The following is a 16,982-nucleotide window of genomic DNA, read 5'->3' as shown; positions in this document are numbered from 1 at the left end:
TGATTCAATTTCTTTCTAGTTACAAACTCTTTAAGACTTACCTCTTATGTGGTATTTTAAGTATGTATAGACTTGAAAAACATAAAAATTAACCATATATATGCTACAATAACATTATAAATTATTTTGGAGCGATACATGAAACAGAATGATGTAACGATTTTAAGCCAGCGCAACGAATCGGTACTAGCCACCAATAAAGTATTACGAAATACTTACCTCTTATTAGGTATGACATTTCTATTTAGTGCATTTACAGCCTATACTGCATTTGCGCTTAATGTAAGACCTATGAACCCTATCTTAATGATTGTAGGTGTTTATGGGTTAATGTTTTTAACTCAAGCGTTAAGAAATAGCGTTTTTGGCTTAATTAGTGCCTTTGCCTTTACTGGATTTTTAGGCTATACCCTAGGTCCCATTCTTAATTTAGTTATTTCTCATTATTCTAATGGCCCTCAGCTTGTCGCAACTGCTTTAGGTGGTACTGGAATGATTTTCTTTGCTTTATCTGGTTATGCCTTGGTAACACGTAAAGATTTTAGCTTTTTAAGTGGTTTCTTATTTATTGGTGTAATGGTTGCTTTCTTAGCAATGATTGCTGGTTTATTCTTTCAAATTCCAGCTTTACAATTAGCTATTTCAGCAGCTTTTGTGCTAATTTCTTCAGGATTGATTTTATTACAAACTAGTGAAATTATTCATGGTGGCGAGACAAATTATATCTCGGCAACAATTTCACTTTTTGTTTCAATCTATAATCTTTTCATTAGCCTATTACAACTTTTAAGTGCGTTTTCAGGCCGTGATTAATCGCTTTCTCCGCTACTCATCCCGGCAAATGCCGGGATTTTTTTATTATTAGATTATCCCACGTGCTACGAACGGCTACATTTGGCGTAGGTTAAGTTTAAATTAGGCATTCAAAATGCTCATGTAGAAAACTACACTGCGCTTTTTCAGCCTAATTTAAACTCAACCAACACTCAAATCTAACCGTTCCCCAAGATTTAACCTATTCCTCTGAGCAAAGATTACTTTTCTCTAGCCTAAAATTTTTGCTTAATCTATAAACAAGCCAGCCTGTAGCCTGGGTGTAGGCCTGTAGGCCGAAACCCGGGTTTCACTTCGTTTCACCCAGGCTACATTTTATTGCGTATTAAAAGTTTGCGACCTTGACTATGCTAGCTTAGAGCCTTAACTATTTTATCAATGTTAATCAATGACTCTAGTAAAGGTTTAATTTCATGTAATGGCCAACTGTTAGGCCCATCACTTAATGCTTTATCTGGATTTGGATGAGTTTCCATAAAAATACCAGCAATACCTACCGCAACAGCAGCTCTTGCTAAAGCGGGAATAAACTCTCGCTGGCCACCAGAGCTCCCATTATTACCTCCTGGAAGTTGCACAGAATGAGTAGCATCATAAATTACAGGGCATTCAGTCTCTCGCATAATTTGCAGTGAACGCATATCAGAAACTAAATTATTATAACCAAAACTTACTCCCCGCTCACATACCATAATTTGATTATTGCCACATGCTCTAGCTTTATTAACAACATGTTTCATTTCCCAAGGAGATAAGAATTGCCCTTTTTTAATATTGACTGGTTTTCCCATTGCCGCAACATTTTGAATAAAATTAGTTTGGCGACATAAAAATGCTGGCGTTTGCAAAACATCAACTACACTGGCTACTTCGAGTAAGGGCGTATCTTCATGCACATCCGTTAAAACTGGAACGCCAACAAATTTTTTAACTTTTTCAAGTATTAACAAACCTTTTTCGAAACCAGGGCCGCGATAACTTGCTATGGAAGAACGATTAGCTTTATCAAAAGAAGATTTATAAATGAAAGAGATTTTAAGACTTTCACAAATCTCTTTTAAAAATCCTGCAGTCTCTAAAGCTAATTCTTCACTTTCAATTACGCAAGGTCCAGCAATTAAAAATAGAGGGCTTTCTAAACTTGTTTCAAAATGACATAATTTCATAAAGCGTTATCCTTTTGCTCATGATAAGAACGAGTCGCCGTTACAAACTCCTTAAATAAAGGATGACCATCACGTGGTGTTGAAGTAAATTCAGGATGAAATTGGCAACCAATAAACCACGGGTGCTCTGGTAACTCAATCATTTCAACTAAAGCCCCATCAGCTGAACGGCCAGAAACAACTAGTCCCTTGCTTATCAAAGCTTCAATGAACTTATTATTGACTTCATAACGATGGCGGTGCCGTTCAATAATAGTTGGATTTTTATAAATCGCAAAAGCTTTCGATTGTGTGTCAAGTTGACATAATTGCGCCCCTAGACGCATTGTTCCACCTAAATCAGTATTTTCATCACGCATGTTAACTCGACCATCCTCTTCCATCCACTCAGTAATTAAACCAATAACGGGATAAGATGAGTTTTTATCAAATTCAGTTGAATTAGCATTAGATAAACCAACAACATTACGTGCAAATTCAATGACAGCTGTTTGCATACCAAGGCAAATACCTAAGAAAGGTATTTTACGCTCACGTGCATATTGAATTGCCTTAATTTTTCCTTCTATACCACGCTCCCCAAAGCCGCCAGGTATTAAAATACCATCAACAGATTGTAGAAGTTCGGTACCATGTTTTTCAATTAACTCTGCATCAATATATATAATTTGCACTTTGGTTTGCGTATGAATACCGGCATGACACAATGCTTCATTAATTGATTTATAAGCATCATTTAGCTCAACATATTTACCAACCATAGCAATTTTAACCGTCATGGATTGTTTAGCCTGTGCATCAACAACTGCTTGCCATTCACTTAAATTAGCTGATTCTAATTCTAAACCTAATTTTTTTATTACACTTTCATCTAGGCCTTGCTCATGAAGTATAATCGGGATTTGATAAATACTTTGCGCATCTTCTAAAGACACAACAGCTTCTTTTTCTACATTAGTAAATAGAGCAATTTTTGCTCTATCAGCAGCTGATAAAGCCTTTTCTGAACGACAAATTAAAATATCAGGCTGTATCCCAATAGAACGTAATTCTTTTACTGAATGCTGAGTGGGCTTGGTTTTAGTTTCACCAGAGGTAGCTATGTAAGGAACTAGAGTTAAATGAATAAATAATGAACGTTGCATACCAAGTTCAATACGCATCTGTCTTATTGCTTCGAGAAACGGCAATGATTCAATATCACCTACAGTCCCTCCAATTTCTATCATCGCAATATCAAAACCTTCAGCACCAAGCTTAATAGAACGCTTAATTTCGTTGGTAATATGGGGAATAACTTGAACTGTTCCGCCTAGATAATCACCACGTCTTTCTTTCTTGATTACTGTTTCATAAATCTTTCCAGAGGTAAAATTATTGCGCTTAGTCATAGTAGTACGTACAAAACGCTCATAATGCCCTAGATCTAAATCAGTTTCAGCGCCATCAGCAGTTACAAAAACCTCACCATGTTGAAAGGGACTCATGGTGCCTGGATCCACATTAATATAAGGATCTAGTTTAATTAAGGTTACTTTTAAGCCACGTGCTTCTAAAATAGCAGCAAGAGAGGCAGCTGCAATACCTTTACCTAATGAAGAAACGACGCCACCGGTAATGAAGATATACTTTGTCATAAAGACCCCGTTTAGAACGCTAATTCGCTCATAGCAATTTTATATATAAACGGGATTAAATTTTAACAAAATTAGACAGGAAATAATACCCACTTTGGAAAACTAAATGCTAATCTTTTGTTTATACCAAATTAAATTAATCAACACTTATCAAACAATCTAAATAAATTGTTTTGTTCTTAAGTAAATGCAGGTCAAGCCTTGGCCCATAGCAGTCAAGTTAGGCAATTTTGTAGCTGCGATTATTTTTAAATCTTCTTACCTCCAAAGCAGAGGCGCGTTTGAGCTCTTTTTGGAACGTTGTTGGACATGGATGTCCAACATCGAGCCGCAGGGATGGCTTCGGCGTTTCCCAAAAGGGCTCAAATGCACCTCTGCATGCTTCGATCTAATCGTGTGATTACTTAGATTGACGGCCATGGCTCGACCATAGCGAAATAATTGTTGGGCTAAGGCCCAACCTATAATTACTACAAGTACTGCACTTAAATTTAATCTTTCGGTGCATAAGGTGTGAACGTCTGCATCGAAATTAATCAACCGTTATTAAATGACCTAATTTAAGTTGTTTAGTTTTTAAATAATGATGGTTTGTATGCGATGGTTTAATAGTTAAAGGGATACGTTCGCTAATAATTAAGCCATAACGCTCTAAAGCTTCTATTTTTCTAGGATTATTAGTTAAGAGTCGCAACACATCAATGCCCAATAACTTTAAAATTTGAAACCCAATAGCATAATTACGAGCGTCTGCAGGAAAACCAAGTTGAAGATTAGCATCAACGGTATCTAATCCCTGCTCTTGTAGAGCATAAGCTTTTAACTTATTAGCAAGTCCAATACCACGACCCTCTTGACGTAGATAGATTAATACGCCGCCTTGCTCACTAATTAAAGATAAAGAATCTTGTAACTGCATGCCACAATCACATCTACATGAGCCAAATACATCACCTGTTATACATTCAGAATGAATACGCACTAAAGGTACTTGATTGGGGATTTTAGGCTCCTTAACAAGACAAAAATGTTCAGCATTATCAAGGCTATTAGTAAAAACTGTCATTGAAAAATCACCATGTTGATGCAAAGGAATGGTTGATCTTGCTGAAACTTGGACTAGTTCTTCATGGCTAATTCGATAATCAATTAAATCTTTAATAGTGACTAAAGGAATGTCATGTTTTCTTGAAAAATGGACTAAATCTTCCCGGCGGCTCATACTTCCATCATCATTAATAATTTCACAAATAACTGCCGCTGGTATTAAACCACTTAAGCGAGCTAAATCCACACTTCCTTCTGTTTGCCCAGGTCGCTCTAAAACTCCTTTAGCTCTTGCTCTTAATGGAAAAACATGGCCTGGAGAAATAATATCAGCGGGGCTACTCTGAGGATTAATTGCAACTTGAATTGTATGAGCCCTATCATGAGCTGAAATACCAGTCGAGACTCCTTTTGCAGCTTCAATAGATAAAGTAAAAGCCGTGCCATAAGGAGAACGATTAGTTGTAGCCATTAAGGGTAATTGTAATTTATCAATTAATTCTTCAGCCATAGGCAAACAAATCAAACCACGCCCAAAACTCGCCATAAAATTAATAGCTTCAGGAGTTGCAAATTGAGCAGCTATGACTAAATCACCTTCATTTTCGCGATTTTCATCGTCCATTAAAATAATCATGCGGCCTGCTTGTAATGTAGCAATAGCCTGTTTGATGGTGGCAAAATCTGTCATGCTAAACCTCAATTTTTAACTGTCCCGAAACAGCAAGCTGATGAGCTACAATTCGGGTAAAATAATCAAATTCTACATTTACTTGTTGACCAACCTCCTTTAGGCCAAATGTTGTTTTTACTAATGTATGGGGAACTAGCATTAGTTTAATATTCCCTTTATTAACTTCATTAATTGTAAGACTTATACCATCTAAGGTAATACTTCCTTTAGGAAGCAAATAGAGATAGGGTGCTATACCAAAATTACCTACAGTAATTTCATAAAACTCGCCAATTGGCTTTTTTGATAAAAGAGTAGCCATAGTATCAACATGGCCACTGACATAATGCCCACCAAATCGGCTACTAGCTAGCATTGCTCTTTCTAAGTTAACTTTATCACCTACTTTTAATTGACCTAAAGTAGTTAAACTTAATGTTTCTGGTGAGACATCAAACTGTAAATACTTATCATGACTATTAGGAAGAAGAGTTAAACATACACCATTTACGGCAATACTTTCGCCATGCTGCAATTCTTTAAAGGAAGCGTTTAGAATTAAGCGATTAGCTACTTCCCCTGCTTCATTACCAACAACCTCCCCTTGCTGCTCGATTAAACCGGTAAACATAATTCTCCCCATGTTAAACAAGCAATCATATTATCTTCTTGCTCTATCCAAGAAACTTTATGTGGTTTGTTAAAAAAATTATCACCGTGATAAGCTTGAGTTGCTTCTTTTTCTAAAAAACTTGGCACAAGATAGAGATAAGTTTTTTGTACTAATGATTGCTGATGTAGAGCAGAGAAAAACTTCCCGCCTGCCTCTACCCAGATGTCATGATAACCTAACTCGCCTAAATGAGTAATCACAGCATTTAAATCTAATTGACCTTGTACTGCTGGCATTGCATGATAAGTACAATTAGCTCTTAGTTCCTCAACTTTAATTTTTTCATCGTGATATATATGACAGTGTTTTGCTGTCTGAAAAATTTTAAGTTCTGTTACAGCTTTAGCAAGAGATAAGTTTGTATCCACTATTGCAATAGGTTTTTGCTGGCTAATAGCTGGTAAACGCACGTCCAAAGCGGGGTTATCATTAATAACTGTTCGTGCTGTAGTTAATATAACATCTGTATATAAACGCTGATAATGTGTAAATTCCTTACATTTTTCATTTGATAGTTGAATTTGTTTACCTTGTAATCCAGCTATTTTACCATCTAAGGTTTGCGCAAGCTTAGCTGTCACCCAAGGTCTTTTAGTATTTGTCCAGTAATAATAACTTTGATAAAACTCATCAATTTCAGGTAAGGGAAAGTGTTCTACTTCAATTCCCTGTTCTCTTAAAATATATGGCGTATCATTTGCTGCAACAACCGGATTTGGATCACGAAAGCCAAAAACAACTCGTTTAACATTTGAGTTAATAATAGCTGCAACGCAAGGAGGTGTTCGACCCCAATGGTTACAAGGCTCTAATGTTACGTATAAAGTAATGTTTTTTAAAGCAGCCGGTAATTGTTGTATTACACTTTGCTCAGCATGAGCATTTCCTGCACCTTGATGCCAAGCTCGAGCAATTATTTGATTATTATGCACAGCTACTGACCCAACACTTGGGTTAGGGGCACAAATGCCTCGGCCTAACCAAGCTTGTTTGAGGGCAGCAAGCATAAACTCTCTGTACATAATTAAATCAACGCGCTAAAAAGGAGTTATAATAGCAAATTATTAATTTTATGAGTAGAGCGCTTATTAAAAATACTAAGTTTAGTAACTTGGTTAACTATTAGGTCTAAATTAAAAACAAAATTATTTCATAAATTGCATGTAATTTAATATTTGTTAATATAAAGTAATTATTATCCTACTTAAGTTATTCTGTTGTGCTATGAGTTAGCTAGTAGACCAGAGCCAATTTTTAAATAAGGCCTATGATAAAGACTATGAAAGGATCACTAGAAAAAGCTTTTAAGGTATTAAAAATAATTAAAACGTTGCTGTTAGTTATAAGTTTACAGCTTTATGCTCATAATACTTATTCCTTGACACCTTACTCAAATAAACAATTAGAAGAGCTAGAAAAGGAATTTGTTCAACAAATAAATCAATCTGACAGTATTGTTCGCAATCCCTTAGCTAATCAATACATTAATTATTTAGGTAAACAATTAACAAAAGAACTGCCATCCTTTTTGTCTTATTTCTTTATTGTTAAATCCGAAGAAATCAATGCCTTTGCAGGGCCAGGCGGTTATATAGGCCTTAATTCGCAACTTATTTTAGCTACAGAAAATGAAAGTGAATTAGCTGGTGTGATGGCACATGAAATAGCTCACGTACGTCTTCATCACCTATATCGTTTATTAGAACACGAAAAGCAAATGCGAATCCCTTTACTGGCTTCCTTACTGGCTTCTGTAGCTTTAGGCGCAGTAAATCCTACTCTAGGTAGCGGTGCTTTAATGGCATCGTTGTCAGGCTTTGCGCAAGATAATATTAATTTTATTCGTGCTAACGAAAAAGAAGCCGATAGGATTGGTATTAAAATGTTAATTAGCTCTGAGTTAAACCCCCAAGGTATGGCTAATTTCTTTAGAAAATTACAACAGCACTCTCGTTATTTTTATACTGCTAATGTTCCAGCCTTATTACGTACCCATCCTCTAGATGATGATAGAATTGCTGAAGCGGAAAACCGTACAGCTCATTTAAAATATAAAAAATATAGTGATAATCTTAATTATCGATTATTCAAAGAGTTAATACGTACTACAGTTGTGCAAAATCCACAGCTTTTATTTAACTATTATCAACATGAATGTCAGCGGCATAATTTAAATGTAGCCTGTCAATACGGCTATGCCCTTACTTTTCTGCGTGTTAGTAACTTTAACCAAGCTCAAATGCGCTTATTATCCTTAATTAACACTGATCGTAATAATTTATTCTATCAAATTGCTATGGCTCAAACCGAAGCAGGTAATAAACAATTTTTAGCAGCATTGAAAAGACTACAAGAATTACAATTAAATTACCCTGAAAACTATGCAGCCACAATGGCCTATGCTCAAACATTGCGCTTAGCAGGACAGGCGAAGGAGGCCGTAGGTATTTTGTTAAAAGGCTTCAGACAATTTAAAAATGACTTACCTATGTGTGAAGAATTAGCACAAGCACAAGCTGCAGCACAACAAAAAGGCTATGCTTATTTTACTGAAGCTCAATGTCATCTCCTACAAGGTAGACAACGTGACGCCCTACGGCAATTAAAATTAGCACGAGTTTTAGCGCAAAAAGATAATTATTTAATTGCTCGTGCTGAAGCATTAATTGATGATATCAAATATATGGCCAAAAATTAAAACTGACAGCGATAAGGGATATTAGTCAAGAATTAGGAGAAAAGTACCGTGTATATGAGTGCTTTAAGGTGGTTTTTGGTAAAGATCGGCCATTAGTCTAAACCTAATTTCTTTAAACGATACCGCAGCGTACGAAAACTTATGCCTAAGAGTTTAGCCGCAGCAGTACGATTCCATTTAGTTTGCTCTAAAGTTTTAAGAATGAGTTCTTTTTCATGTTCATACAGCAAATCATTTAAATTGCTATTAAATTGTTGATATCCTATAGCGGAAGGTATGGCTTGGGGCAACTGAATTTCTTCAATAGTAATTGTATCTCCTTCGCACATCGCTACCGCCCTTTCTAGAATATTTTCTAATTCACGTACATTCCCTGGAAAATAGTAACTTTGTAGCTTTTGAATACATTCTCGTGATAAGGGCAAAATTGTGCGGTTTTGTTTGCGGCCTAAATTGCTTAATATATAATCTGTTAGTATTGGAATATCGGTTAACCGTTCGCGAAGTGTTGGTACGCGTAATTCTATAACGTTAACCCGATAATAGAGATCTTGGCGAAAATGGCCTGCCATGATTTCATCTTGTAAATTTTTATGACTTGCACTAAGTAAACGAATATCAACCGGAATTTCGCTATGTTCGCCTATAGGTTTAATAGCTTTCTCTTGAATCGCTCTTAATAATTTTACTTGCATTGATAATGATAATTCAGCGATTTCATCAAGAAATAAGGTTCCACCATTGGCTGCAACAAAAAGTCCAACCTTGTCAGTAATCGCGCCAGTAAAACTGCCTTTTTTATGGCCAAAAAATTCAGACTCTAGCAATTCATTGGGAATTGCACCACAGTTAACAGGAATAAAAGGTTTTTCTGCACGCGGGCCTTGACGATGAATAAGCTGAGCAACTAATTCTTTACCTACTCCAGATTCTCCTGAAATGAAAACCGGCGCTTGATTACGTGCCAACTTATCAATATTCTGCCGTAACTCTTGCATCACAGTACTTTTACCTAATAAAACATCATCTTTAGCTTGCTCTTTTTTTTCTTGCATTAATAAAGCAGTTTTAACTAAGTCTTTTAATTGTTTTAAATCAACAGGTTTCGATAAATAATCAAATGCACCAGCTTTTAAAGTATTTACAGCTCCTTCAACGTTACCGTAAGCGGTAATAACTGCAACAGGAAGTTGATTTTTAGTTTTTTGAATATATTTAACTAGTTCAATTCCATCACCATCTGGCAAACGCATATCTGTTAATACCAAACTATAAATATTACTATTGAGCTTTTCGATGGCTTGCTGATACGTATATGCTAAATCACAACTATACCCCATATGTACTAGAGTAAGAGATAGCAATTCACAAATATCAGGCTCATCATCTATAACCAATATATGCGCTTTATCTATCATAATATTCCAATGGCTTGCTCAATAATAATTGCAAAACAAGTACCTATTTTAGAAGGCATTAAAACTAACCTTGCTTGATTAATTTCACAAAGTTCTTTCGCAATAAATAAACCCATACCAAAACCACTTCTTTTTGTACTAAAAAATGGTTCAAAAATAGCTTCTTGTAAATGAATTGGCACACCCTTGCCATTGTCACAGATAGTAATTTCGGTTTTTATAGCAGTTTGTTTAATAGCTATTTTAATTAATGTATCACCCTTAGCGTGACTATGTTGTATAGCATTTTCACACAAAATTACTAAAATCTGCTCTAACTGGCTCTTGTCAAACATAAAACTTATTGTTTTCATTTCTGGCTTCTCTATGACCATATTACATTGATTATAGACAGAAAAATCTTGCTTAAATTGATTAATGAAAGCAATAAAGTTAATTACTTGGGGATTTGCAGCCTCCCTCCTTGATAATTGCAACACATTTTTAATCACCCCATTCATTCGATTACAATTGTTAATAATTAACTGCTTTAAGCGTAGATCTTCAGCACTTAAGGGATTAAATTCGCCCATAAGCTGAATAGCGTGAGAAATAGCACCTAGGGGGTTTCTTAATTCATGCGCAATACTTGCCGAGAATCGGCCTAAAGAAGACAGCTTTAACTGTTGCGCTTGCTGAGCAATAATAGATAAATCATCTAAGAATATAAGTACAGCTATTTCTGAGACAAAAGAAGATGCAAGAAAATGGATACGTAGATGCGGTACTTCCATGATAGTTTGTAAAGGCTTGTTATCAAAAGATTTTTTTTGTAAAAACTGCTGACATTTATCATCTAATGTAACTGATAATTGCTTTAATTCGGTAATTTTTTTGGCTGGCTCTATATTGAAAAACTGCTTGGCTGCGCTATTTATAAAATAGATATTACGATTTAAATCTACATAAATAACGCCAGAATGTAAGCGCTCAATAATATATTTATTCATCCGCTGCATATTGGCGAGCTCATTGCTACGATGATAAGCAATACCTTCACTAATCCGTACGCGGTAAGCTAAATACCAAACAGCAAGGGCCGTAGCAAAAATACTAATACCATGTAGGCCACTATTGTAAAAACTGGTAATAGAAGATAAATCGTAGCTATATTCAATAATATTTATAAGTAATAATAAAGTACTAGCAAGTGCTGCAAAAAACAGTACTAATGCGCCAGGAACAAGCACACTTAAAGCAGCAACTGTTATATTTAATAAAATAGCAAAACTTGAGCGAAAATCATTTGTAAAACTACTTAATCCTGCTACAAATACAATGTCTAAACTACCAAATAAAAGAACTTGCTTTTCAAAGAAGGGAAATTTAAATTTGGTAAAAATAACGCCAGCTAAACTCAATAAAAAATAGCTTAAAAGGATAAAAAAATATAACCAGCCTTGCCTATCTAAGGTTGGCTTATAAAGAAAAATTATTATAAAAATAATAATACAAAGCAGGCGAAAAAAATTATAAAGTTGTAAAAGCTGCCATCGCTTTAAATCAACGCTTTGCATTCTTTGCACTGCCATTTAAGCTTGTCCTTTTACGCAACGTTAACTTTAAAGAAATAAGATCTAATTTAATAAAGTATAGAGGTATTTACAGCGCTTATTTATAAGTAATAGATCACCTGATGACTTCAAGGACTCTGTGATTTGCGCGCAGGCGGAAATCCATCTTCATGATTACACTGAGCCTATATAAAAATAGATACCCGTCTGCACAGGTATGACAGAGCTGTTTTTAAGTCGACTTACTTAATTATTTATATAAACTACTACAACACGGCTTAAACATGCTGTCATTTCCGCGCAGGCGGAAATCAATCTTTAGACTGGCACTGTGTTATATAGAATCCCACCTACATGACAGTGACAGTCTTAAATCTGTAATTTAAAATTTTAAATTAAAGACTTATAAATATGTATTACGTTAAGAAAATCTATATCTTATGATTACTTCTTACTTTTTTTCATTTTCTATTTGCTTTATTGCGCTTAAAAGCCTCTGGTCATCGACTGTAAGTAAATTATCACTATAGGTAGGATTAGCTTCATACCACCACTGTTTGTTAAAATAATGCTGTAACTTACTGTCTTGAAATTGCCGTCCATATTGAGCATAAATAGTATTTCTTATTAGCCCTAATTGAGCTTTAGTCATTTTACGTAAATGAGTTAAATCTTCTCGTAATAAGGCATAAACCACTTGATAACGAATATAATTTCGTCCTGTTTGTATACATAAAGAAAGATCATCATTAGGGGAGAAATTTTTTAGTTTCCAAATATAATGTCTATTCTTACCACTACCAACAATTTTCATACCTTTAGGCTTAGGCACTGTATAATGCGCATTTTTACTGAGTTCGCTACATAGGCGGGTAGGAGTATTTGGAATAATATCTATTTCTGTACTATCAATCTTACCGCTTTGCCATAATTTACCTGTTTTTAAGACGTAAGATACCCAATTATAACCCATCACATCAAAGGTGGCGCCAGTATCATATTGGTGATTAATGCTAACAACTTCCTTAGGAGAAAAAGTTAATAGCCATACAAAAGCATCTTTATAGAATAAATCTTTTTCTTTATTAGGCGTAATTTTTTGGCGCTTAACGGCAAGTGGCTTATTGCGAGCGCTAACCGTAAAGTTATAAACCAAAGCAGCCCCCTGTCTAGACTGTTGGCCAGCAGGAACTGCCACATTACTAAATTCATTGTTAATAGGAAAGGGAAAACCCATTTGAATCGTTATAGGTTGATTTAAATTATTTTTAAATAGATAGTTACATTGATAGTGCCAAGAGCCACCTAAATTTGTTTTATTGAGATTTTGGCCACTTATTACTATTTTTTCAGCAACCATTTTAATATTGGGTTGTTCAATTGGATAAGGAGAAGCACCCGTTCCACCAAAAGCAGTATCATTTGCTTGCGCGGTTATAACAATCGCTCCTAAAGAAAACAATGCTAATTCTTTAATAAATCTTGTAGCCATAATCCTATCTCTACTCCTGGTAATCACTTAAAATTTTTAAACCTATAAATACTTGGCACAGAAAAGAATGAAAAATATCTTTTAACCCTTCGTCATATAGCACCTAGTTTGCTTTATTTAGCAATCCAATCTTACAGTGCTCTATTTCATGGGTAAATCATAAGATATTAGCCTGGCAAAAAGCCGCTTAACCAGTTTTCGATTGTTATCCTGTGTAGAGTTATTAATAATACAACTACGTAGCTATAATATTGTGATAATGCCGTATTTTCTCTGGCTTTATTAAACAATAAATTACCAGCATAAGCAAAAATAATTCTTATTTTAGAAAGTTTTTTTTATAAAAACTGTAAATTAGCGTTATTTAACTCTACTTTTGCTAGAATGAAGCATTTATCAGCTTCTCTTTTTGCATTTGTTTAATGAGACTTTAAATTGTTAAGAAAACTCTTTTTGTTTACATTAATTTTATTAAGCTTATTTAACTGTCATGCTAAAGGCCATAAAATTGCGTTGACAATTGACGACTTACCTTTTGTAGGTCATAAAAAAAATTTTCATTTAAATATGATTATTGCAGCTCTTAAAGATAATGGCATTCCTGCTACCGGTTTTATTATTGCAGGAGAAATAGAACATAATAACTGGGTAACGCTGAAAAAATTTCATGATGCAGGCTTTAGCTTGGGTAATCATACTGTATCTCATGCTGATTTAAATAAGTTAAATATAGAAGCTTTTATTGAAGAAATAGAGTTAGCCGATCAATTGTTACAGCCCGTTTTGACTAAACCTAAATATTTTCGCTTTCCTTATATGGCGTCTAGTAAAGGAGAAAAACTAGATAAAGTAATAGCTTATTTAAAAACACAGCACTATAAGGTCGCGCCTATTACTATAGATAGCCAAGATTTCTTATTTAATAAGCAATTAGTTTCTAAACCCAAAGAAGAACGTCAAGCCTATTTAACAGAGAATTTAAAGTCCAAATATTTAGATTTTATTTGGCAACAAACTTTAAAGGCTGTAGCAAAAAATTGTCGAGCACATAATCCGAATAAAGCTCAAATTCTATTAATTCATGCTAATTTAATTAATGCCTATACCTTGCCTGATATTATTAAACTCTATCAAGAACACGGATTTACCTTTGTTAGTCTTGAGCAAGCCTTAAAAACATTTAGAGATCATATTATTGTTGTAGCCGATCCAGATAAAGTAAATAGGAGCCGTAACAAAGTCCTTGATAAAGATTGGGAAATATAAATCTATTTGTAATTAATTACTTGCAATTTTAACTAAACCAAGTATTCTTATTTATGGGCCGTTAGCTCAGCTGGTAGAGCAGGAGGCTCTTAACCTCTGTGTCATAGGTTCGAACCCTATACGGCCCATAAGTCAAATCCAGCATTTTTTAAATTATCTTAATTTAGCTATTTCTTCGATTTTTTAGTATTAATTTTATTTTTAAATGATTTATCCTTCCAAGCTCGATTAAAAAGCTCTTCTAATAAAAATGTAGCTAAAGCAATAGGAAAGCCCCCTTTTAGTAAAGCGCCCTTCCTACCTGCTAATAATTTTAATACCATTTGAATAAACTTCAATTTCATATAATTTCTAAGTAAATTCGCAATCATCTTTACTCCTTACAAATAGCATTCTAAGCGTGTTTTTTAAACAAAATATTCTCTTGTAGAGAACACAAAAATCCCTTTATTAAAAAAACTAAAGTATTTCTATTAGTGTAGGCTAATATATCTATTATGATGATAATAACACTAATTATTTTATGAAAACATTATTTCACCTTGCTTTCCCTAGTCATGATTTTAGCTTAGCTAAGTTTTTCTATCATGAACAATTAGGTTTTTCTATTGGCCGCGAATCAGAACATGCATTAATTTTTGAGTTTGCCAGCCATCAACTTGTAGCCCATTTAATTGATGAACCCCTGCCTTTACAACAGGGTATCTACCCACGACATTTTGGCTTAATCTTCCTTGAAAAAAGTGAATTTGATAACTTTTATAAACACTTAATCGCCAAAAAAACTCCCTTTGAAATCCCGCTAAAAACTCGTTTTTTAAATACTAAAATCGAGCATCAAACCTTTTTTTTAAAAGATCCAAGTAATAATTTATTAGAATTTAAATATTATACCCATCCAGCGGCTATTTTCGGCGAAAAAGACTATAAAAAAGTAGGCGATACACAGTAAATAATGGTTTGCTTTTTAATATAAAAAATAATCAATTTTTTTACCTAAATTACTTAAATTATTAGCTTTTTAGGCTAAAATTAATAGAGTATTTATTTTCTTTGAAATGAATAAATTAATTTAATAGATTTCTGTTGCAACTGTCAAAAATGAGACAAGACTTATAGAGAAAGAGTCGTATAAGTATTTAGAAGCTTTTTTATAGAAATTATTTATCTATGGCGGTTGAGAAAAGAACTTAATTTAAAAATATTTTAGGAACTGATTATGTCAATTGAAACTCGGCTCGCAAAAGCCATACAGAAGCGACATCCTATTTACTTTACTTATAATAATTTACCGCGTTTAGTAGAGCCTCATCATTTTGGTATTTTGAAAGGCAAAAAGCAGTTACATGCTTTTCAGTATCAAGGACAAAGTGTAAATGGCCCTTTACCTCAATGGCGTAATTTTAAATTACGTTTAATTAAAGATTTAACAATTAATGAAAACCAATTTTTTAATATTCGTCATTCTTATAATCCTAGTAATTGCAAGTTTTCGCGTATCGATAGATCTGTTTGGGATTTACAATAATTTAGTTTAATTTCCAAGGTAATTTTTCTTTTTTCTAAATGATTTTTATAAATTTTAAAGACCTATTAGCAGAATATTTTTATACATCATCCATCTTTACGAAATCTTATAAAATACTTGTTAAAGATACATTAACTAACTATTAATAACTAAGTATCTACAATGACGTAAAATACGCTCTGACTCTGGAGGTAGAATTTGGTAATCGCCATACTCTTTCTGAAGAATTGATTCAGCATTCTGCGGAATATTAAAATATTTATTTTCAAAAAGACTGCGTTTAAGAGGATAAACTTCGGCAAACTCTATAAGTGTTACTTTTTTACAATGGTAACCCCTTCCTAAGTATGGGCTATTTAGCTTTTTAGAAGTATACACTAAATAATCTAAGCCTTTGTTAAGTACAATTTTAGGAAAAATATAGCCCAAAGCGCGATATAAGTTGTGGCTGCGTCCCATTGGAAGAGGTGAATGTTTAGTGCCAAGCATACGTAAGAGTTTACGTGATATTCGTTTATAAAAACGCCGCTTCCAAGGTGTTACTATCATTTTGTCATATACAAAAATATCAATAAATATTCCTTGCACGTAAGGTTCATTTCCCTGTTCATGTCTTTCTAAATAATAACTACGACGGTCACGAATTTTTAATGGGGTGCCTAAATTATAATAACCAGGCTCAATTCCTGCGCGCTGCAAATGCATATCTTCAGGAAATTCAGTTGGCGCAATTTGCAAAAATTTTTCGTAACTTTCTCGAGGCATGGCAATATCCATATCATCATCCCAAGGAATAAAACCTTGATGTCTGATAGCCCCAAGTAATGTGCCTGCATCAAGCCAGTAATCTAATTGATATTTGATACAAATAGAATCAATAACACTTAGCATTTCTAACATTCTCAATTGAGCTTGACGCAGGCGGCCATCAGTAAGAATGTCTGCAGAAGAATGATTATTTATTTTATTTAATAATTGAATTGATTCCACTTAGAAA

General features: G+C 34.1%; 15 protein-coding genes and 1 tRNA gene. 6 read left to right on the top strand and 10 right to left on the bottom strand.

All coding sequences use genetic code 11. The features are described 5' to 3' along the window. The first annotated feature begins 138 nt into the window (after positions 1–138). Complete coding sequence (locus ACNVED_RS06095; protein WP_419420866.1) at positions 139–813, top strand: Bax inhibitor-1/YccA family protein; 675 nt, start codon at positions 139–141, stop codon at positions 811–813. Positions 814–1,184: 371 nt separating this feature from the next. Here the strand turns inward: ACNVED_RS06095 and kdsA are convergent, their stop codons facing one another. The 5 genes from kdsA to ribD form a co-directional block, all read right to left on the bottom strand. After that, complete coding sequence (gene kdsA, locus ACNVED_RS06090; protein ID WP_419420865.1) at positions 1,185–2,000, bottom strand: 3-deoxy-8-phosphooctulonate synthase; 816 nt, start codon at positions 1,998–2,000, stop codon at positions 1,185–1,187. Beyond that, positions 1,997–3,637: a CTP synthase gene (locus ACNVED_RS06085; RefSeq protein WP_419420864.1), complete on the bottom strand. Its 1,641-nt coding sequence runs from the start codon at positions 3,635–3,637 to the stop codon at positions 1,997–1,999. The genes kdsA and ACNVED_RS06085 overlap by 4 nt, the downstream gene beginning before the upstream one ends. 532 nt (positions 3,638–4,169) lie before the next feature. Next, complete coding sequence (gene ribB / locus ACNVED_RS06080) at positions 4,170–5,375, bottom strand: 3,4-dihydroxy-2-butanone-4-phosphate synthase (protein ID WP_419420863.1); 1,206 nt, start codon at positions 5,373–5,375, stop codon at positions 4,170–4,172. A gap of 1 nt (position 5,376) precedes the next feature. After that, positions 5,377–5,988: a riboflavin synthase gene (locus ACNVED_RS06075; RefSeq protein WP_419420862.1), complete on the bottom strand. Its 612-nt coding sequence runs from the start codon at positions 5,986–5,988 to the stop codon at positions 5,377–5,379. Then, positions 5,973–7,052: a bifunctional diaminohydroxyphosphoribosylaminopyrimidine deaminase/5-amino-6-(5-phosphoribosylamino)uracil reductase RibD gene (gene ribD / locus ACNVED_RS06070; RefSeq protein WP_419420861.1), complete on the bottom strand. Its 1,080-nt coding sequence runs from the start codon at positions 7,050–7,052 to the stop codon at positions 5,973–5,975. The genes ACNVED_RS06075 and ribD overlap by 16 nt, the downstream gene beginning before the upstream one ends. A 257-nt stretch (positions 7,053–7,309) precedes the next feature. Between ribD and ACNVED_RS06065 the strand changes: the two genes are divergently transcribed. Continuing rightward, a complete protein-coding gene (locus ACNVED_RS06065; RefSeq protein WP_419420860.1) occupies positions 7,310–8,728 on the top strand; it encodes a M48 family metalloprotease in 1,419 nt (472 codons plus the stop codon). 92 nt (positions 8,729–8,820) lie between these two features. Here the strand turns inward: ACNVED_RS06065 and ACNVED_RS06060 are convergent, their stop codons facing one another. The 3 genes from ACNVED_RS06060 to ACNVED_RS06050 form a co-directional block, all read right to left on the bottom strand. Then, entirely contained in the window at positions 8,821–10,146 is a 1,326-nt protein-coding gene (locus tag ACNVED_RS06060; protein WP_419420859.1) for a sigma-54-dependent transcriptional regulator, read from the bottom strand. Continuing rightward, positions 10,143–11,717 carry a sensor histidine kinase gene (locus ACNVED_RS06055; RefSeq protein WP_419420858.1) on the bottom strand — a complete coding sequence of 525 codons (1,575 nt, stop codon included), beginning with the start codon at positions 11,715–11,717 and terminating at the stop codon, positions 10,143–10,145. The genes ACNVED_RS06060 and ACNVED_RS06055 overlap by 4 nt, the downstream gene beginning before the upstream one ends. A 433-nt stretch (positions 11,718–12,150) precedes the next feature. Then, on the bottom strand, positions 12,151–13,191 hold the full coding sequence (locus tag ACNVED_RS06050) for a YARHG domain-containing protein (protein ID WP_419420857.1): 1,041 nt from the start codon (positions 13,189–13,191) through the stop codon (positions 12,151–12,153). 453 nt (positions 13,192–13,644) lie between these two features. Here ACNVED_RS06050 and ACNVED_RS06045 point away from each other — a divergent pair, with 453 nt between their 5' ends. Then, on the top strand, positions 13,645–14,457 hold the full coding sequence (locus tag ACNVED_RS06045) for a polysaccharide deacetylase family protein (protein ID WP_419420856.1): 813 nt from the start codon (positions 13,645–13,647) through the stop codon (positions 14,455–14,457). Between the two features lie 55 nt (positions 14,458–14,512). After that, a tRNA-Lys gene (locus ACNVED_RS06040) sits at positions 14,513–14,585 on the top strand. A gap of 39 nt (positions 14,586–14,624) precedes the next feature. Here the strand turns inward: ACNVED_RS06040 and ACNVED_RS06035 are convergent. Then, positions 14,625–14,828, bottom strand: a complete 204-nt coding sequence (locus tag ACNVED_RS06035; RefSeq protein WP_419420855.1) for a hypothetical protein — start codon at positions 14,826–14,828, stop codon at positions 14,625–14,627. A 152-nt stretch (positions 14,829–14,980) separates the two neighbouring features. Here ACNVED_RS06035 and ACNVED_RS06030 point away from each other — a divergent pair, with 152 nt between their 5' ends. Beyond that, positions 14,981–15,409, top strand: a complete 429-nt coding sequence (locus tag ACNVED_RS06030) for a VOC family protein (protein ID WP_419420854.1) — start codon at positions 14,981–14,983, stop codon at positions 15,407–15,409. A 267-nt stretch (positions 15,410–15,676) separates the two neighbouring features. Next, positions 15,677–15,985, top strand: coding sequence for a hypothetical protein (locus ACNVED_RS06025; RefSeq protein WP_419420853.1), 309 nt, complete (start codon positions 15,677–15,679; stop codon positions 15,983–15,985). 135 nt (positions 15,986–16,120) lie between these two features. Here ACNVED_RS06025 and ACNVED_RS06020 read toward each other — a convergent pair whose 3' ends face one another. Continuing rightward, the gene (locus ACNVED_RS06020) at positions 16,121–16,975 is read right to left on the bottom strand and encodes a LicD family protein (RefSeq protein ID WP_419420852.1); all 855 of its coding nucleotides are present in this window, start codon (positions 16,973–16,975) and stop codon (positions 16,121–16,123) included. Positions 16,976–16,982: the final 7 nt, after the last annotated feature.

It is taken from the genome of Legionella sp. D16C41 (assembly GCF_048541585.1).
GTDB lineage: Bacteria > Pseudomonadota > Gammaproteobacteria > Legionellales > Legionellaceae > Legionella_C.
The sequence above is the reverse complement of the archived record's forward strand: the minus strand, read 5'-3'. Positions and strand labels throughout refer to the sequence as shown.